We start from the raw sequence: 19,896 nt of genomic DNA on the forward strand, positions 1-19,896 counted from the left end.
CCACTTTCGCAGCTACGAAAGTGGCTTTTTTTATTATAAAAATTGACAATAAATACTATGTCTAAAAAACAACAATTCAACAAAATTTTAAATGAATTAAAAGTACAGGCACCTTTAGTTCATAACATCACCAATTATGTAGTAATGAATACTACTGCCAATGCATTACTAGCTATTGGCGCATCACCAGTTATGGCGCATGCAATTGAAGAGGTCGAAGAGATTACTTCCATTGCTTCAGCTTTGGTAATTAACATGGGAACGCTAAGCCCAAAATGGGTTGAAGCAATGGAATTAGCCATTAAAAAAGCAAATCAACTTAATATACCAGTTGTTTTTGACCCTGTAGGTGTAGGTGCTTCTTCCTACAGAACTGAAACTGCTTTAAGCATTATAGAAAAATACAAACCTTCGGTTATTAGAGGGAATGCATCAGAAATTTTAGCATTAACTCAATTAAGCAACAAGACTAAAGGTGTTGATAGTACAATAAGTTCAGAAAATGCATTAAATGCAGCTCAAGAGCTTTCCAAAAAATTAAATAGTACCATTGTTATAAGTGGTGCTGTAGATTATATTATTACAGGAAACCTTATTGATAAAGTAACCAAAGGAAAACCTATTATGGCCAAAGTTACTGGAATGGGTTGTACTGCGACTAGCATTATTGGATCTTGCATAGCAGTAAACCAAAACTACCATGTTGCTTCATATATGGCAATGGAATTAATGGGTAAAGCTGGTAATATGGCTGAAAAAATATCAAAAGGAACTGGGAGTTTTCAAGTAAATTTCCTTGATGCTTTATATCAAATTGCTAATAAAGAATGAAACATGTTGATTATTCTTTAATGTATGTTACTGATGAACGAATAACTGACGATTCACAGTTTTTACAAATTTTAGAATCTAGTTTAAAAGGTGGTGTTAGTATAGTTCAACTAAGAGAAAAAAAACTAAATACAAAAGCATTTTATAATCGAGCATTAGCTGTTAATAAGCTTTGTTTAAAATATAATATTCCACTTATTATTAATGACAGAATAGATATTGCTTTAGCCATAGATGCTGATGGTATTCATATTGGTCAAAAAGATTTGCCTGCTCCTATTGCTAGGAAGCTATTAGGAAAAAATAAAATTATAGGTTGGTCTGTAAGTAATGTAAAACAAGCTTTAGAAGCTAACAATTTAGACGTGAATTATATTGGTATATCTCCAATTTTTATTACTAATACAAAAACTAAAGATTTAGACTTGCCTTTAGGTATTGAAGGCTTAAAAGAAATAAAAAAAATATGCAATAAACCCATTATTTGTATTGGAGGCATCAACAACAAAAATACCGCAAGTATAATACAAAATGGATCTGATGGCATAGCAATAGTTTCGGCTATTTCTCAAGCTAATAATCCAGAACAAGCAACAACACAATTAAAAAAAATTATATGTCAAACTGGTACGAAAAAATAAATTTAAAAACAGCACACATTTTAGAACAAATAAAAGCACATAGTTTTATACAAGAGCTTATGGCTGGAACGCTTCCAAAAGACATATTTTATTTTTATATAAATCAAGACGCTATTTATTTATCAGAATACAAAAAGATTCTAGCACAAATAGGTATAAAATGTTTAGATGAAAATGATACACAGTTTTTTTTGAATGCAGCCACAGGGATCATAAATGTAGAAAATGCCTTGCATCAAAATTTTCTTAATCAAAAAACTATTACAAACGAAGCTTCAATAACATGCGAACTATATATAAGTTACTTATCGCGTATGGTACATACTAAATCTTTAGAAGAAGGTCTTGCTGCTGTGCTTCCATGTTTTACTATTTACCAACAAATAGGAGATTATATTTTAGCCAATCAGACAAATAAAAATAATAATCCTTACCAAGATTGGATAAACACTTATGGAGGTGAAGCGTTTGCAAATTCAGTAAAAAAAGCTATTGAAATAACTAATAATCATACAGTTAAAGCATCACCAGAGCAAATAAATAATATGAATAAAGCCTTTGAAAAAGCTTCAAAATTAGAATGGATGTTTTGGGATAGTGCTTATAATAAAGAATCATGGAAAATATAAAAACACCCTACAAAAGTGTATTAACAATTGCAGGAAGCGATTCTGGTGGTTGTGCAGGAATACAGGCTGATATTAAAAGTATTTCGGCATGTGGTGTATTTGCAGCAAGTGTTATTACTGCATCTACTGCGCAAAACACAAAAGGGGTCTTTGATATACATCCTATGCCTATTTTGCATATTGAAAAACAACTGGATGCTGTGTTTTCTGATATTAATTTTGATGCCATAAAAATAGGCATGCTCCATTCTTGTGAAGTTATTGAGTTAGTTGGTATAAAATTATCTCAATACAATGCTAAAAACGTTGTAATAGATCCTGTTATGATAGCCACATCAGGCGACAAGTTAATTACAGACCAAGCTATAGATTGCTTAAAAAAATTATTACCAAAAGCATTACTTATTACTCCAAACAGCAAGGAGGCAGAAACATTAATTGGATATGCAATTAATACAAATAATGCTAAAACTGCTGCAAAAGATATAGGATTAACGTTTAAAACATCTGTTTTATTAAAAGGTGGTCATTTAGAAGATTCAACAGACGATATGTTTGATGTATTATATAACTATTCTACTAATAAAATTTCTGTATATAGAAACCCAAGAATAAACACAAATAACACACATGGTACAGGTTGTAGTTTATCATCAAGCATAGCTGCATTTTTAAGCAAAGACGATGACTTAGAGTATGCTGTTAAGCAAGCTTGTGAATATATAAACGTGGCAATTGCTAATGGGAAAAACAAAATTTTAGGACATGGAAATGGTCCTATAAATCACTTTGGATTAAAATAACTGCATGAATTAAAAATACTAAACCATTAATAATCCACATAAATTAATCACATATTATACAACACAAAAGCAGCTTACGTTTTAAGGTAAGCTGCTTTTTTATCTTAGACTTTGGATAGGTTACGGACTAATTAATCCATATAATACATACCATTGTCCCTAGTTTCTCCTTTAGACCCTAAACTGTTAAACTTCCAACTAAAATTAAGCATAAAGTATTGACGTAAAACAGTACTTTGTGTATCCTGTATATAGTCGTTAGTTGCTGTACGTCTTGCATTAGTATTTTGATTTAGTAAGTCATAAACTTTTAAAGTAACTAAACCCTTGTCTTTTAATACTGAATACGCTACACTAGCATTCCAGAACCAAGCATCTTTTTGAAATCCATCTGCTATATTTGGATTATAATTATAGGTGACATCATTTCGCCATTCTAAACCTTTTGGAAGAAAAAATGCAGTATTTAAATCTAAATTATGAGACGTAAAGTTTCTGTCTTCAAAAGCATCTATATCGTATTTGTTATTAGTAAACGATATTCGGTAACGTGGTTTAAACTCAAAAATAGTATTATAAACATAATCAATCCCAAAGTTTGGATTAAACACCAATACATTACTTGCGTATTGCACGTCATTATTATAGTTAATGTTTTTTGAAAAATTTGACCAGTTACCAATTTTAAATCTTACAGACTGTAAAGAGTCTATTTTAAACTTTTTACTATAATCCACTCCAAAATATCCACTTTGGTTTCCGTCTACATTGTCATAAGTAGTAATACGTTTTAATGTTGCTGGATCAATTGTTGTTCTGGACACTACTGCATTTTGGCTTCTAGAAATATTAGCATACATATAAAAACCAGAACGTTCTTGCCAATTATAAGCATTAAAGCCCATGTAAAAACTATGCTCATTAGTTGGCTCTAAATTAGGATTACCAACAACTGTATTTAATGGATTGGACACGTCTTCAAACGCTTGTAATTGTCTTAAAGATGGTGGTCTGTTAGACAGCCTATAATTAGCATAAATAGAAGCCTTTTTACTAAATCTATAGTTAAAATTAGAGTTCAGCTCGACTGCCTTAAAATCTCTTTCAACATTAAATTGCGGTCTTAATCCATCATTATTTTTTAATGTTCTAGACACATAATCTGCTCCTAGTCTTGCAGACCATTTTTCTTTACGATAACTTAAACTTACTCCAGGAGCACTCTTAATATCTGTATATTCAAAATCTGTACTTAACAACTCATTAAATGTATCAAATCCATCTGTAGTTGTGTTGTAGTCAAAGGTACTTTGTTTGTTTTCGTCTTTATTATGTTGGTACTCATAATCAAAACTTACAAAAAATTCTTTTTCAATAATTGGTAATCTATAGCTTATATCTGTTTGTAAATTGTTGCTAGAGTTATCACCATCTGTAAATTGGTTTCGGTTAATAGTTTCTGGACTTGATCCAAACACTTCGGTATTAGAATTAATAAAGTCTTCGCTTTCGCTGTTATTAAAACTGTTATCCAATCCAAATCTTAAAAAGGCACCTTTACTACCAAACTTTTTAGTAACGCTAATTTCATTTGAAAAGTTTTTAACGCGATTATCTACAAAGGATGATAATGTAGATTGGTTAGTTAATGTTCTATCCTCATCTAAAGTTTCGTCTTGGCTAGTATAATCTGTTGTACTTTTTGAGTATGCAAAAGATGGTTTGATATTTATAAAAAATGTGGTATCGATTTTTATTTCAAAATCCGAATTTACAGTATGACTTTGTGTGTCGTTGTTTGAGCGCGAGTTTGAATTAGAAAAAAACCTAGAATCTGATAAAATAGTTTCTCGTTGTGAAGACGTTTCGTTTTCAGAGTTACTGTTTGAGAAAAAATAATCTGCAGCAACTTCAGTTTTTTCGCTTAAAGCATCTGCATAATTGGCTCCTGCTAATTTAGAGGTTGTAATCCCTTGACCACCTCCAAATTGTCTTCCGTTAATACTAAAAGAACCATTGGCACTCCAACTTCTGCTTCCTCCACTACCAAACATTTTTTCGATTTCACCAAAACTAAATCCTGGCGAGTTTATGTTATTTCCACCAACCAAAACGCTAATACGTTGGTCGTTGTCAAACCTATTAAACATTCCGGCAAACTCATACCTTTTATCTGTACCAACTCCAGCTGCTACGCGTCCAAAAACACCTTTATTATTTTCTTCTTTTATGGTTAAGTTTATGGTTTTGTTTTCTTTATCACCTTCTTCTCCAGTAAATGCTTCACTTTTAGTTTTAGTATCTACCACTTGAATTTTTTCAATAATCTCTTTAGTTAGGTTTTTTATTGTAATAGAAGGATCGTTTCCAAAAAAGGGTTTACCGTTTACTAAAATTTTATTAACCTCTTTACCGTTAACCTTTATCTTACCTTCTTCGTCAATTTCGACACCTGGTAATTGTTTTAGTAAATCCTCTACGGTTGCGTCTTTTTTGGTTTTAAATGAATTTACATTAAACTCTAAAGTATCTTTTTTAATAGTTACAGGAGCTGAAGACTTGATAACTACCTCATCTAAGGCATTACTAATTTGCAAATTAATTTTACCTAAATCAATAGTTCCGCCTTTAGTAATATCTATTTTTTTCTTGTAAGATTGGTAACCTACATAAGACACCAGTAGGTTTAAACTTTCTAAAGCGCTAGCATCTTCTAAGCTAAAAGACCCATCTTTATCTGTAATAGTATAAGTTACTAGACTACTATCCTTGACACGCTCTAGATATACAGTTGCGGCTTCTAAAGGTGTTTGATCTAAGTCATCAAACACCTGACCTTTAATATTAAATTCTTTGGATTGACTAAATGAAAAAATGGTACACAAAAGTGCACTGATGATGAACAGGTTACGCATTGGTTTTTGGTTGATGTTATAAAGCCTGATTAGCAGCTTTTTATTTTTTTACAAAAACGAAAGTAACCTTGTAAAATTATCTTTAGTCTTAAAAGAAACTTAAATTTTACTTAAAATTATTTTTTACGCATGTAAACGCTAATTGGCACACCTTTAAAGTCATACAACTCACGTAATTTATTTTCTAAATAACGCTTGTATCCTTCACGCACATATTGTGGTAAGTTACAGAAAAAAGCAAATTGCGGTTGTGGTGTTGGCAATTGCATCACGTATTTAATTTTAACAAATTTACCTTTGTAAGCTGGTGGTGGATAATTATCTATGATAGGTAATAAGGTCTCATTAAGCTCGCTAGTTTTGATACGTTTAGATCGGTTTTGGTAAACCTCAACAGCGGTTTCAATAGCTTTATAAATACGTTGCTTAGTTAATACCGAAATAAATACAATTGGCACATCTGTAAAAGGCTCTAATTGCGTTTTAATATATTTTTCAAATTCAATAGTTGACTTGTGGTCTTTTTCTACTAAATCCCATTTATTAATTAACACTACTATACCTTTTCTATTACGTTGTGCTAACCAAAATATATTTTGTACTTGTCCATCAAATCCTCTGGTAGCATCGACTACTAAAAGACAAACGTCAGAATGCTCAATAGCACGTACACTTCGCATTACAGAGTAAAACTCTAAGTCTTCTTTTACCTTAGATTTTTTTCTAATACCTGCAGTATCTACTAGATTAAATTCAAATCCAAAACGGTTATATTTTGTATCAATAGAGTCTCTGGTTGTACCAGCTATATCTGTAACAATATATCTATCTTCACCAATTAAGGCGTTTATAAAAGATGATTTTCCTGCATTAGGACGACCAACTACTGCAAAACGTGGTATAGCATCTACTTCCTCTTCCTCCTCTTCTACTTCTGGTAAAGCTTCAACTAAAGCATCTAATAAATCTCCAGTACCACTTCCGTTAATACTAGCAATGGTATGGTATTCTCCAAGTCCTAAGTTATAAAACTCGACAGCGTCTTCTTCACGCTTACCATTATCTACTTTATTAACTACTAAAAATACAGGTTTTGTAACTTTACGCAGTAATCTTGCAACATCCTCATCCATTCCTGTTACACCATCTTCCACATTTACCATAAAAATAATGGCATCTGCTTCTTCAATAGCTAAAACAACTTGTTTATCGATTTCTGCTTCAAAAACATCATCACTTCCTTTTACATATCCTCCTGTATCGATTAACGAAAATTCTTTTCCGTTCCAATCGCTTTTACCATAATGTCTATCTCTTGTAACACCACTAACAGCATCTACAATTGCCTCACGACGTTGAATTAAACGATTAAAAAAAGTTGATTTACCAACATTTGGTCTTCCTACAATAGCTACTATATTACCCATATCTTTGTTTTTTTATGCATTACATATCCTGTAAGCGAGTGCAAAGGTAGTGTTTAGTTTGAGAAAAAATAGTATTTTACTTTCATTATGAGATAATTATGAACGAAAATTTAAATGAAGTCGTGCTGCGACCACGATTTAAGATAGAATTAAATAAATCACATACGTCTGTTTTAGAAGCTTTTGAAGCTAAACGACTGGACCAGAAGCAATTTATTGTGTCTAGAGTGGATGACCATGTGTTTATTAAATTACCAAAAGCGCAGCAACAATTTTGGTCTCCACAATTACATTTAGAGATAAATGCACTAGAAAACAACAAAAGTCAGCTGTATGGGCTTTTTGGTCCTAATCCTACGGTTTGGACATTATTTATGTTTTTACATTTTTTAGTCGCTGGATTATTTATCGCATTTTGTATTTGGGCTTATTCCAATTATGCTTTAAAAGTAGATTATCAATTACAAGTTTGGGGAATTGTAGGTATGATTATACTATGGTTTTTGTTATATTTTTCTGGTCGTTTAAGCAAAACGTCCAACCAAAAAGAAATGACAGCACTTTACACGTTTATGAGTAGTGTTTTAGATGAATAAAAAAAGCTTCAGTACACACTGAAGCTTTTTTTAAAAATTCGATTATATCTTATATTTCTTATTGTTGATTTTCGTAAAAGGTTACTGTACCACTATCCTCGTTAGACACAACTAGCAAGTCTTTTCCTGTTGGGCTATCTACTGCAGAAATAACTAACAGACCTTCTGGAGCCTCGTCACCAGCATGTGATAAAATGGATAAAAACACAGGTGCATTTGGATTGGAAATATCATACACCATAATTTGGTCTGTACGCTCTAAACCAACAAATAAAATATAACGTTGGTTACCAATATTTAAAACTTCAACACTTTCTGGTTCTGCTCCTTTATCATCGCTTCGTTTATCTTCATCATTAAAAGTTTCTGGTGTAGCTGCTAAGGTTTGCGTTGCAATACTATTACCACTATCATACACTAAAGCTCCATTTGCACTCCAGATAGAAAACGAACGCGCACCATAACTATACAAATAGTCATAATCACCATCGTTATCAATATCGCCTTCTGTCAACATAACATTTAGACGACCTAAATTAGCTTCGTTTTGATAATCCTCTGACACAGGAAACATAGTAGCATCTAAAGTCAAATCTTTAACTCTGTCAATGTCTATAAATCCAGGAGTACCTTCATATTCTCTTGCATCACCTTCATTAGCAGAAATTACATAATCTGTTCCGTTTATTCTAACAGATACAATAGCATCTGGTTGGTACAAACCTCTAACTGGCCAATTTTTTAGTTGGGTTACGCCATCCTCATTACTAGCATCCAAACTATTTTGAGGTAACATGTGGTCTTTATAACCTAAAGGAAAAATAGCTTCAATGGTTTTTGTTAGCAGGTTAATTTTTGCAATTCCGTTATTTTCTTGAAGCGATACCCAAGCTGTCTGCGAGTCTTCTGACACTGTAATATATTCTGGCTCGACGTCTTTTGCTAGATCTGCATTTAATCCTGTTACTCTAAAATGATTGGCCTCCAAAGCAGCCTCTTGGCTATTAAAACTTGTAAAATCTAATGTTGTAACTGTGTTATTATTTAAATCGATAATACTTACCGTTCCCATGGGATCGTTGGTATAATCTGCATTTGGCTCACCTTCATTAGCTGATAAAATAAAATTACCATCTTTAGAAAATGTAACCATATCTGGTAACGCACCAACTGTATAGGTATTATTTAAAGAGGCATCAGCGGTATTATACACTCTTATTTGTCCTGGATTTTGTTTAATTGAAGCCTCAACAGCTACTGCTAACTTACCATCAAAAACTGCTACACTATTTGGTGCACCAAAACCACTTAAGCTAATGGATGCTTCTTGAGTTGGCAATTCTAAATCTGTAAGGTTGTAAATAGAAATCTCATTACTTTCGGCATTAGTAACAAACAACTTTTTGGTTGTTTTATCATATGCAGAAATTTCGGCAGCAGCCTCTCCTCCAACATTAATTGTGGATTTATACGTAAAGTTAACATTAGTATTTACTGTTGGTAAATCTACTGAAGCGTCATCATCGTTTGCACAATTAAATAATGTTAAGGCTGAAAATAATAGTACTGACTTTTTTAAATGTTTCATTTTTTAGTTGGTTTTTTTATAAACCATAAAAGTGAAACATCAAGTTTAACCTAAAGTTAAGTCAACGCAACGATTACATTAAAATATGCTATTGATTGTAACCAAAACGTTTTAACTGACGTTGGTTGCTTCTCCAGTTTTTATTAACTTTTACGTAAAGCTCTAAGTGAATTTGCTTACCAAAGAATTTTTCTAGATCCTTTCTAGCCTCTACACCTACACGTTTTAAAGCGCTTCCTTTATGTCCAATTATAATCCCTTTTTGGGTTTCGCGCTCTACCATAATTACAGATCTTACTCTAATAATTTGGTCTTCTTCAAAAAACTCTTCTGTATCAATCTCTACTGCATAAGGGATTTCCTTTTTATAATGCATTAAGATTTTTTCACGAATGGTTTCGTTTATAAAAAAGCGTTCTGGTTTGTCTGTTAATTGATCCTTTGGATAAAAAGCTGGTGATTCTGGCAATAATTCGATAATACGGTCAAAAACTTCTTTTACATTAAACCCTTCTAAAGCCGAAATAGCAATAATCTCTGCATTTGGAACTTTAGTAGCCCAAGATTGTACTTGCTCTTCTAACTGCTCTTGATTAGATTTATCTATTTTGTTTAGTAACAGTAACACCGGAATTTTAGCATTGGTAATTTTATTAAAAAACGCTTCATCTTTTAATTCTTTTTCACCAATCTCGACCATATAAATAAGGATGTCTGCATCATCAAAAGCGGACTTAACAAAATCCATCATAGAGGCTTGCAGCTCGTAAGCTGGTTTTATAATTCCTGGTGTATCACTTAGTATCACCTGAAAATCTTCACCATTAACAATCCCTAAAATCCTGTGTCTTGTGGTTTGTGCCTTAGAGGTAATAATGGACAATTTTTCGCCTACAAAGGCATTCATAAGTGTTGACTTACCTACGTTTGGATTACCAATAATATTTACAAAACCTGCTTTATGTGTCATCTTAATCTTATTTAATAGACCGCAAAGTTACGACCTTGGTTTGTTTATTCCTCTATCATACATCACAATACTTCCTGCAACAGATACATTTAAGCTTAATTGCGACTTAAATTTAACCAAAAAATGGCTTTTTTCTATCGCTTGTTTAGATAATCCATGATCCTCTGCACCTAATAAATAGACACAACGTCTAGGATGATGGAAGGTTTCTAGATCTACTGCTGTATCATCCAGCTCTACACCTACTAATCGCGCACCTTTAGGGATGTTGTCATAAAAATCCTGAAAGGTATCATAATGAAAATATGGCATTGACTTGACTGCATTATGCGTATCGCAAGCTTGTTTAGCATACCTATTACCAATTGTAAAAATATAGCTTGCGCCTAAATTTTGTGCAGTACGCCAAAGGACACCTAAGTTTTCTGGTGTTTTTCCGTTTTGGATACCTATACCAAAATATTCGTTTTCAAAATTATCTACCATGTTACAAAAGTAAAATTTTTAAGTACATTTTAAACACTTCGTCATACATATCCATGATGGAAGCTATCATAAAATTTTACTAATTAACTGAAAGGTCTTGTTTTTAAAACGACAAAAATTGTAATTTCATCTAAAAATTAACCAATGACCATTTTAAGACCTGTTATTATACTACTATTACTAGCCTTAAACACGTCCTGTAAAGAGCGTAACACTAGTAATACTGCAACAGTCATAGATAGTACAACAGTAACAACGACTACCCTTAGTAAAGCGCAGCAAATTATAAATAAAACTATTTTGGCTCATGGTGGCGACTTATACCAAACTGCACATTATGCGTTTACTTTTAGAGATAAGCAGTATCAATTTAAAAATGAAGGTTCTAATTATAAGTACACTAAAACGTATATAAAGGACAACGATACGATCCAAGATATATTGACTAATACTACATTTTCAAGACTTTTAAATAATAAAGCAGTTACACTAACGGAAAAGGAAATTGTGGATGGCTCAGGAGCGATAAACTCGGTTATTTATTTTGCTATGTTACCTTACAAATTAAATGATCCTGCTGTTAATGCTAGTTATGTTGAAGCTACTACTATAAAAAACAAAGACTATGCAGTCATACAAATTACTTTTAATGAAGCAGGTGGTGGACAAGACTTTGACGACCAATTTTATTATTGGATAAATAAGGACACTAATAAAATTGACTATTTAGCCTACAGTTATCATGTCAATGAAGGTGGTGTAAGATTTAGAAGCGCTTATAACAGTCGTGTTATTGATGGCATAACGTTTCAGGATTATATAAATTATAAAGCAGATGTTGGTACTGCATTACAAACGCTACCTAGATTATATGAAGCTGATGTGCTTGAAAAACTTTCAGAAATAAAAACCGAGAACATAATTAATTTAAACAAAAACTAAAATGAAAAAATTACTATTTATTATCGCAGTTGTATTAACAGGAACCTCTGTCAATGCACAAGAGTTTGCAAAAATGGATAAAAGCCCAATGGATCGTGCCTACTATCCAGAAAATGCACCAAAACGAGCGTTTGAAAAAGATGCAACTAAACAAGCCGCAATGGAGCCACAAATTAGAGTAACTTACTCTAGACCTGCAAAAAAAGGCAGAGATATTTTTGGAGGTTTATTAAAATTTGGAGAAGCATGGCGAGTTGGTGCTAATGAGTCTACTGAGATATTATTTTTAAACGATGTTACTGTTGGTGGAAAACAAATTAAAGCTGGAAGATATTCTATTATAATTATTCCTACAGCTAACGAGTGGACACTTAAACTAAATACAGGTTTAGATGGTTGGGGAAATTATGGTTACGATGATAGTAAAGATGTTGCTAGCATAAGCGTACCAGTTGCTAAAAGTGAAACAGAAATTGAAAACCTGTCTATCGCGTTATATAAAGCATCAGAAGACACAGTACACTTAAAAATTGGTTGGGACTTAACATTTGCCGAGTTTCCTATTACTTTAAAATAAAAATTACTTGCTAAAAAAAGCCTTGCTATTTGCGAGGCTTTTTTTTTGTTTAAACGCTATTTATATACTATATAATTTTATACTACAATTGCTTTTTAAACATATAATCTTGCCATTTTACCAATACATACTTCTCTATTCCGCTCTCCTTTTTTTTCATAAAACCAAACTCGTAAACAAACAAATACACCTCATCTTTATTGTTTTTCCAGTAATGCGTAAAAAAATTAGGATCAAACCCTAAATCTAATACTACGTTAGATCTAACCGTTACTTTCCCTGCTTTATTGTAAATTTTTAAAATACGTCTATTTAGCTTTAATTGCTTATCCACACGACTATAAAACTTAGGTGTATCCTCTATCATTTTTTGATAATGAAAGGAGCTTTTACAATAAGAATCGCAAAACTTTTTATCTGAACGACCCGAAATCACCTTATTACAAGCCTGACAAACTCTGTTTTGTTCCATAGAAAAAAAAATCTAATAGTTATTTATACGTTTAATAAACGCTTAATATACAACTATATACATAAATATAACTAATATTGACCATGGAGCTAAAAAAACACATCACACTTAAGCATTTGCTAATAGATAACAAAAAATATATTGGACTACAATTTTACTCAGATAAGGTATTAAATTCATTAATAAAAGAATTACCAGGTTTACAATGGACAGATGAGTTTAATATGCATCATATTGAAAACACATCAAATAACTTAAGTGCAATTTTTGATTTATTTAGAGGCGTTGCCTGGATTAATGGAAAATACTTTTTTCAGACTACTAAATCCAAACAATTGGATGAAGATTTTAATGTTGAATGGTACAGAAAACGAGATTTACCCACAAACTTGAAGTCGTGTCCAGAATCCTATTTTCAGAAATTAGAATTAAAAAGATACGCTAATAACACAGTAAAATCCTACGTGTCTTGCTTTGAAAGATTTATAAATTACCATAAAAACAAAAATATAGATAGTTTAAATGAGGTAGACATACGCAACTACATACAAATGCTAGTACAAAGCAAACACTCCAACTCTTACATTAATCAAGCTATAAATAGCATAAAGTTTTATTACGAAGTTGTTTTAGGCATGCCAAACCGGTTTTATGCAATTGAAAGACCTAGGAAAGAAGCTAAACTACCAATTGTATTATCCAAAATAGAAGTTTTAAAACTTATTGAATCCACCAACAACATAAAACATAAATGTATTGTTAGCCTACTCTATTCGGCTGGATTACGTCGAAGCGAATTATTAAGTTTAAAACCACAAGACATTGATAGCAAACGTATGGTAATAAAAGTATTAGGATCCAAAGGAAACAAAGATCGTTACACGTTATTATCACATAATATTCTTAAAGATTTAAGACTGTATTTTAAGCAATACCAACCAAAAGATTATTTATTTGAAGGCGTAAGAGGTAAAAAATACAATGCCAATAGTGTTTATAAAATTGTAAGTAATGCAGGAGCAAAAGCTGGACTAAAAGTTAAAGTTTCACCACATGTGTTAAGACATAGTTTTGCGACTCACCTCCTAGAATCTGGTACAGATTTAAGGTATATACAGATACTACTTGGTCATAACTCGTCAAAAACAACAGAAATATACACTCATGTTGCCACAAATACTTTTAACTTAATAAAAAATCCATTAGATTTGTAGGTATATATAATAGGAATAAACTCCCTTGGGAGTTTATTCAATTGTTGGCAATAATACCAAAAACAATTTGATAAATTTCATACTCAATCAATTCTTATTTATATATTTGCAAAATAAAAGCAAATTTTAATTTAAGATGAAAATTCAAGAATTTAGTTTTGGGAACTTTAAATCATTCAAGGATATTCAAACCTTGAATCTTTCAGCAGCCAAAGTAAAGTCAAAAAAAGAAAGCATTGACAGAAATAATGTGATTGAAGGAAAAAACAATGAAGATATTTCTTTTCTAAAATCTAAAGCTATTTATGGAGCAAATGCTAGTGGAAAAAGTAACATCATCAAAGCTTTCGTTTCATTCATTAGAATTGTGAGGACATCTGTTAAAGATGAAAAAGTCTTAAATTTTACTGAACCATTTAAACTATCTACAGAGACTGAAAACGAGCCTACTTTTTTTCAAATCATTTTTTGGTATAAAAACACAAAATATCGTTACGGTTTTGAGGCAGATGATGAAAACATTACAGCAGAATGGCTATACGGAAAACCAAAAGATAGAGAGCTTCCATTTTTTATTAGAGATAATCAAGAAATAATTGAACTTGATAAAACAAATTACAGCGAAGGAAATAAATTGTTAAGTTTATTAGATGATGATACAGATGAAAATGAAATTTTCAGAAATAATTCTCTATTTCTTTCTACACTAGCAACGTTTGGATTTGGTAAATTATCAAAACAACTAATTGATAGTTTTGCTTCAATTTTTGTAATTAGTGGTTTAGGTCATCAAGGAATGTATAGATATGCTGGAGACTCTCTAAATGATAATAAAAAAAAGGAATACATTCTTGACTTTCTTAAATATGGAGATATTGGTATTGAAGACGTAAATGCAATCGAAATTTCATCTGATGACTTACCAAAAGATGTTGATGAAGAAATCCGCAAAGATTTTGACAATAAGAAAAAAAGAAAATTGCTTATTTCAACTAGGAAAAAATATGATAAAAATCTAGTTTCTAATGAAACAGAATCGTTTGCTTTTGGTGACCACGAATCAGAAGGAACTCAAAAACTGTTTGAGTTAAGTCCATTTATTTATGATGCCCTAAAAAGTAAAAGACCTATTATTATAGATGAATTTGATGCTAGATTTCACCCTTTATTGACTAGGAGAATTCTAGAATTATTTAACTCAGTTGAAAATACAGGTTCTCAACTTATTTTTACTACTCACGACACCAACCTTTTATCTTCGGACTTGTTAAGACGAGACCAAATTGAGTTTGTAGAGAAAGACAAATATGGTGCAAGTCATTTATATTCATTGATTCAATTTAAAGGAATTAGAAATACCGCATCATTTGAAAAAGACTATATTCAAGGAAAGTATGGTGCCATTCCATTTTTGGGAGATTTCAGTAAACTAATTAATACTGAGGACGATGCCTAAAAAAACTAAAGCCATTAAGAAAACAGATGTAAAAGCTCAAAAAGCTTGGCTCAAAAAAGTAGATGCGTCCTTATATCAAATCGAAATAAAAGAAACAAATAAAACAATTTTAATAGTTGGAGAGGGACAAACTGAAAAACTATATTTTGAATCATTCCCAGTTTTAACTCTCACAGTAGAAGCAATAGATTTAAAAGGTCAAAGCAAATTAAAGCTAATAGAATCGACAACTTCAATAATTGAAAATAGTGACACAAAATATGATGAAGTTTGGTGTGTTTTTGATATGGACTTTAAACAAGGAGAAAAAGAATTTTCTGATTTTGATAACGCAATTACTAAAGGTCAATCTTTAGGATATAATATAGCATACTCAAATGATTCTTTTGAATTATGGTTTTATTTACATTTTAATTATACCGAACAGAAACATCACAGAACTTTCTATTATAAGTTTCTAGGAGAGCAATGGAATTTAAACTATGAAAAGGATGGTAAAACTTATAAATTTTGTCAAGCAATTTATTCCAAATTAGAAAATGATGAAAATGCCTCACAAAAGGATGCTATAGAACGTGCTGAAAAACTTTTTAAAAAGCAATCTGATTTACCATTTCATAAACAAAACCCTGTTTCATTAGTTTATGAACTAGTAAATTACCTTAATAAAAGCAAAAGAAAATAAGTACTATTGCCAACAATGTATAAAAATAATAGCGGTTTAATTGCTAAAACGAAAGTTAGTAAATATAATAAAATCTGTGTTTAACCGAAAAGTTAGTGCTTAAAAAACCGCTACTATTCTTATACGAGACGTTGTGCAACATTTGACCAAAAAATGAGAAATCGAATTTTAACAATATTATTTTTAGCTATAAATCTGACTTTATTTGGACAAAAATCTAAAGACTGTTATGAAATAAAGTATCTCGACTTTTTTGGGTTAGACAAAATGGAAACTATAAAATGGCCAGAATCTGAACTTGATGGACTATCGAAAATGGATTTTGCTAAAGACAGAGGACAATCTGAAATTAAAACTAATTTCATTATTCCAATGATTGTCTATCAATTAAAGGAATATCATCCGAGTTGCAATAAAAATATTGATACAAGTTATTTTAATAAAATTTCCGAAATCTATTTGAAAATTAGAGAAATTGACTCGACCGAATTTCTACAAAAATCAATCGCTGAAAAAATTGATTTCTTACGAACTGACTTCTATTCTCAAGTAGAAAACATTGATTATTTGCCGAAAATGACCACAACTTTTGATGATGGGCCTTTTTACGGAGTTGATTATAAAAAAGAATCGGAATTAAAGCCAAGTAAAACGCAGGAAACTGAATTTGGAACTTTAGTTATTTCAAAGGCTGATGATAAAACAATACTTACAAGTAAAGACAAAAACGAAAATATAATTTGGCGAAAGGCAATTACAGGATTATTGGACAGAAATTTGACCGAATTACATTTTACCGAAAACCCAATGGAATATAATTCTGTTGCGACAGTTGCTCATATGTATTCGGAAGGAGAAAGATTTACGCTATATTTAAAAAACGATGGAAGTTTTATGTATTACTTTCATTCGTGGTAAAGAAAATAAAAAACGTTGCACAACAAAATGTATAAAACATAGCTAGTAAGTGCTAAATCGAAAGTTTGTGTGTATTTGAAAGTCCGCCAAATCTGCGATTTGGCATTAGAAAAAAGAAAAATGTAAATGCCAAATCGCAGATTTGGCTCAGTGATAATTCGAAAGTTTTGTGTATATTTATACGCTACGTTCCATACACAAACCGTTGGGCACAATTTGAAAACCAAACTATATGAGTAAAAAGATAGGTTTAAAAGAAGCTATTTCTATCGGAATTGGAGGAATGGTTGGTGGAGGAATATTTGCAGTCCTAGGACTTGCGGTATCTCTCGCAAAAGGCGGAACACCAATTGCCTTTTTATTCGCCGGTATTTTAGCATTAATCACTTCGTACAGTTACGTTAAACTATCACAAAAATATCCTGACAGAGGTGGAACAGTTAAATTTATTAACCAAGGCTTCGGAAGAACAATCTTTAGTGGCGGAATTAATAATCTGTTGTGGATAAGCTATATAATTATGCTTTCACTTTATGCTTCAGCATTTGGGTCATACGCACCAAACCTTTTAGAATTAACTCATAACAAAACGATTGATTTCCACATTTATGCAAGTGCAATTATTATTTTAGCTTCTGTTATTAACTATTATAGCATTGCTGTAGTTGGTAAAATAGAATCTTATGCGGTAATTATCAAATTGGTAATTCTGATTTCCTTTATTTTTATAGGTGCATATGGCTTGATTGGCAATCCAAATGTAGCGCAATTAGCAGTTTCTCAATGGGAAGCACCTATTAAATTATTTGCTGGCGGAATGGTTATTTTTGTTGCTTATGAAGGGTTTGAACTTATTGCAAACGCAGCACCTGATATAATAAATCCTGAAAAAAATATACCAAGAGCCTATTACTATTCTGTGATTTTCGTTATTGTGCTTTATATCATTATTGCTTCAGTCACTGTAGGCTCGCTCCCATTCGCGAAAATAGCAACAGCACAAGATTATGTTTTAGCCGAAGCGGCTAAACCGATGTTAGGAAAAATTGGTTTTTCTATTATTACAGTTGCTGCGTTAATTTCAACGTTTTCTGCAATTAACGCATCTCTTTATGGAGGGAGTAAAGTCAATTACGAAATCGCTGAGGACGATGAACTACCGCATCACTTTTTAGCAAAACTTTGGAACCAACCAATTGGTTTATTAATTACTGCTGTTGCTACATTAATTTTAGTGAACGTACTAAAACTAGAAAGTATATCGACAGCAGGTAGTGTTGGCTTTTTACTCATTTTCGGCATTGTTAATCTTGTTGGATATCGATTATCTAAAGAAACAGGTAGTCGTAAAACAATCCCGTTGATAGGTTTTGTTTTATGTATTATTGCTACAATCATTTTGATTAATCAACAATACGCTTCAAACACTATTGGTGTCATAATTTCAATAGTAATTATTGGATTTTGTTTTTTAATGGAGTGGATTTATAAAAAGACGGAAAAAAAGAAAACTGTGCCCAACAATGTATAAAAATAATAGCGGTTTAATCGCTAAAATCAAAGAAAGTAAATATAAAAAAGGTCTGTGTTTAATCGAAAAGTAAGCGTTTCAAAATCCGCTACTATTCTTATACGAGACCGTTGCCATTCATTGGCAGAACGCACTCAAAAAATGAATAAAATGATTTTAAAAATATTAGTCGGAATTATATCTATAGTGTTTAGCTTCGGTTTAACATTAATGATTAAACCACATATTGGTGTTTATGTAAAATCTGAAATTATTCTTAATATTCTGCAATTCATATTTACAATTGTTGGCTTCGGAGCAATTTATGGCGTAATAGACAAAAATCTATTGAAAAAATAATTAAAAACAGAAATTCTTGACTGAATGAAAATCATAACAAACTTTTAGTCTTATTTACGGAATCGAAACCAAAACCGAATTATGCGGAATTTAGCAAGCTCTATAATTACTCACTCAATCGGAATTGAAAAAATTTGCGAAATAAATCGCTGACCGAATTCACTCAAAATCTAGAAAATCTCAAAACGGAATAAAGTCAAACAATTACAATTCTGAATAAAAACAACGAAATGGCAACACCGTATATAATTTATTGCTAGTTCTAGCCTACTTACGAAAATCCTCGCGGATTTTCTATTCGGTTTTTTTTTGCTAAATTAGGTGCTTAAACACGCAACAAACCATATACAATCACGTTGTATACAATAGTCCAAAACTCATCGGATATTTTAAAGCGTGTAAAGGTAGCCATATAGGGTATTGCCAGATCCCAGCGTGTTTAAACAAAAAATAAATCGGAATTGACAATTGGAGATTTATCCAAGCACTAGATGCAGGCATCATAGAGAGTTACACTATCTGAATGTTGTCACATTAACGTGCTTGATAAAGTTCGTGAAAAATTTTGACAAAGTCAAGTGTTCAGGAACGGATTAGTTTAAACACGCTGGGATCCTTCCTATAAATAGGCGCTCCTTTATCTTCAATCCATAGTCGGTTGACTATAAATAAAAGACCGAAAAGCCTCTTTAAAATAGTGGTGTTTGATTTGCCAAGTTTCGGCTACTGGACTCAGTATATTAAATTTTTGATGGTTAAAATAAAAAAATTAATATACTGATATACAACAACGTGTAAATTTAAGTTTGTTAACCATGGCTGTTTACATTACATTTACCGTAAGGATTTAACAAACCTAAACTTACACCTAACGTT

Annotated in this window: 18 protein-coding genes; 12 read left to right on the forward strand and 6 right to left on the reverse strand. The window is 31.6% G+C overall.

The genetic code is table 11. The features are described 5' to 3' along the window. Positions 1–57 precede the first annotated feature (57 nt). Genes thiM through thiD form a run of 4 tightly spaced genes read left to right on the forward strand, consistent with a single transcriptional unit; the run spans position 58 to position 2,904 of the window. Complete coding sequence (thiM, locus tag M890_RS0112005) at positions 58–831, forward strand: hydroxyethylthiazole kinase (protein WP_028283770.1); 774 nt, start codon at positions 58–60, stop codon at positions 829–831. Next, positions 828–1,472 (forward strand): thiamine phosphate synthase, encoded by a 645-nt coding sequence (thiE, locus tag M890_RS0112010; RefSeq protein WP_028283771.1) that lies wholly within the window; start codon positions 828–830, stop codon positions 1,470–1,472. Before thiM ends, thiE begins: the two co-directional genes overlap by 4 nt. Further along, entirely contained in the window at positions 1,448–2,101 is a 654-nt protein-coding gene (gene tenA, locus M890_RS0112015) for a thiaminase II (protein WP_028283772.1), read from the forward strand. Before thiE ends, tenA begins: the two co-directional genes overlap by 25 nt. Further along, on the forward strand, positions 2,089–2,904 hold the full coding sequence (gene thiD, locus M890_RS0112020; protein ID WP_028283773.1) for a bifunctional hydroxymethylpyrimidine kinase/phosphomethylpyrimidine kinase: 816 nt from the start codon (positions 2,089–2,091) through the stop codon (positions 2,902–2,904). Before tenA ends, thiD begins: the two co-directional genes overlap by 13 nt. A 131-nt stretch (positions 2,905–3,035) precedes the next feature. On the opposite strand, the gene M890_RS0112025 is transcribed toward thiD, so the two are convergent. Both M890_RS0112025 and der read right to left on the reverse strand, forming a co-directional pair. After that, positions 3,036–5,819 (reverse strand): TonB-dependent receptor, encoded by a 2,784-nt coding sequence (locus tag M890_RS0112025; RefSeq protein WP_028283774.1) that lies wholly within the window; start codon positions 5,817–5,819, stop codon positions 3,036–3,038. Positions 5,820–5,935: 116 nt separating this feature from the next. After that, positions 5,936–7,246 (reverse strand): ribosome biogenesis GTPase Der, encoded by a 1,311-nt coding sequence (gene der, locus M890_RS0112030; RefSeq protein WP_028283775.1) that lies wholly within the window; start codon positions 7,244–7,246, stop codon positions 5,936–5,938. Positions 7,247–7,344: 98 nt separating this feature from the next. Here der and M890_RS0112035 point away from each other — a divergent pair, with 98 nt between their 5' ends. Then, positions 7,345–7,842, forward strand: coding sequence for a hypothetical protein (locus tag M890_RS0112035; protein WP_028283776.1), 498 nt, complete (start codon positions 7,345–7,347; stop codon positions 7,840–7,842). A gap of 58 nt (positions 7,843–7,900) precedes the next feature. On the opposite strand, the gene M890_RS0112040 is transcribed toward M890_RS0112035, so the two are convergent. The 3 genes from M890_RS0112040 to M890_RS0112050 form a co-directional block, all read right to left on the reverse strand. Then, on the reverse strand, positions 7,901–9,430 hold the full coding sequence (locus M890_RS0112040) for a choice-of-anchor I family protein (RefSeq protein ID WP_028283777.1): 1,530 nt from the start codon (positions 9,428–9,430) through the stop codon (positions 7,901–7,903). Between the two features lie 88 nt (positions 9,431–9,518). Continuing rightward, positions 9,519–10,400: a GTPase Era gene (era, locus tag M890_RS0112045; RefSeq protein ID WP_028283778.1), complete on the reverse strand. Its 882-nt coding sequence runs from the start codon at positions 10,398–10,400 to the stop codon at positions 9,519–9,521. Between the two features lie 27 nt (positions 10,401–10,427). After that, the gene (locus M890_RS0112050; protein ID WP_028283779.1) at positions 10,428–10,886 is read right to left on the reverse strand and encodes an RNA methyltransferase; all 459 of its coding nucleotides are present in this window, start codon (positions 10,884–10,886) and stop codon (positions 10,428–10,430) included. Between the two features lie 144 nt (positions 10,887–11,030). Between M890_RS0112050 and M890_RS0112055 the strand changes: the two genes are divergently transcribed. Both M890_RS0112055 and M890_RS0112060 read left to right on the forward strand, forming a co-directional pair. Then, positions 11,031–11,828 carry a DUF6503 family protein gene (locus tag M890_RS0112055; RefSeq protein WP_028283780.1) on the forward strand — a complete coding sequence of 266 codons (798 nt, stop codon included), beginning with the start codon at positions 11,031–11,033 and terminating at the stop codon, positions 11,826–11,828. Position 11,829: 1 nt separating this feature from the next. Further along, entirely contained in the window at positions 11,830–12,405 is a 576-nt protein-coding gene (locus tag M890_RS0112060) for a DUF2911 domain-containing protein (protein ID WP_028283781.1), read from the forward strand. Positions 12,406–12,487: 82 nt separating this feature from the next. On the opposite strand, the gene M890_RS0112065 is transcribed toward M890_RS0112060, so the two are convergent. Then, positions 12,488–12,772 carry a hypothetical protein gene (locus tag M890_RS0112065; protein WP_316929350.1) on the reverse strand — a complete coding sequence of 95 codons (285 nt, stop codon included), beginning with the start codon at positions 12,770–12,772 and terminating at the stop codon, positions 12,488–12,490. Between the two features lie 188 nt (positions 12,773–12,960). Between M890_RS0112065 and xerA the strand changes: the two genes are divergently transcribed. The 5 genes from xerA to M890_RS0112090 all read left to right on the forward strand — a co-directional run bounded on the left by xerA (position 12,961) and on the right by M890_RS0112090 (position 18,681). After that, on the forward strand, positions 12,961–14,091 hold the full coding sequence (gene xerA / locus M890_RS0112070) for a site-specific tyrosine recombinase/integron integrase (protein WP_028283783.1): 1,131 nt from the start codon (positions 12,961–12,963) through the stop codon (positions 14,089–14,091). A 193-nt stretch (positions 14,092–14,284) separates the two neighbouring features. Beyond that, a complete protein-coding gene (locus M890_RS0112075; protein ID WP_232219152.1) occupies positions 14,285–15,547 on the forward strand; it encodes an AAA family ATPase in 1,263 nt (420 codons plus the stop codon). Further along, positions 15,540–16,232, forward strand: a complete 693-nt coding sequence (locus tag M890_RS0112080) for an RloB family protein (protein WP_028283785.1) — start codon at positions 15,540–15,542, stop codon at positions 16,230–16,232. Before M890_RS0112075 ends, M890_RS0112080 begins: the two co-directional genes overlap by 8 nt. A 153-nt stretch (positions 16,233–16,385) precedes the next feature. Next, the gene (locus M890_RS0112085; RefSeq protein WP_028283786.1) at positions 16,386–17,150 is read left to right on the forward strand and encodes a hypothetical protein; all 765 of its coding nucleotides are present in this window, start codon (positions 16,386–16,388) and stop codon (positions 17,148–17,150) included. Positions 17,151–17,382: 232 nt separating this feature from the next. Continuing rightward, on the forward strand, positions 17,383–18,681 hold the full coding sequence (locus M890_RS0112090) for an APC family permease (RefSeq protein WP_028283787.1): 1,299 nt from the start codon (positions 17,383–17,385) through the stop codon (positions 18,679–18,681). Positions 18,682–19,896: the final 1,215 nt, after the last annotated feature.

Source organism: Olleya marilimosa CAM030, from assembly GCF_000518485.1.
Classification (GTDB): domain Bacteria; phylum Bacteroidota; class Bacteroidia; order Flavobacteriales; family Flavobacteriaceae; genus Olleya; species Olleya marilimosa.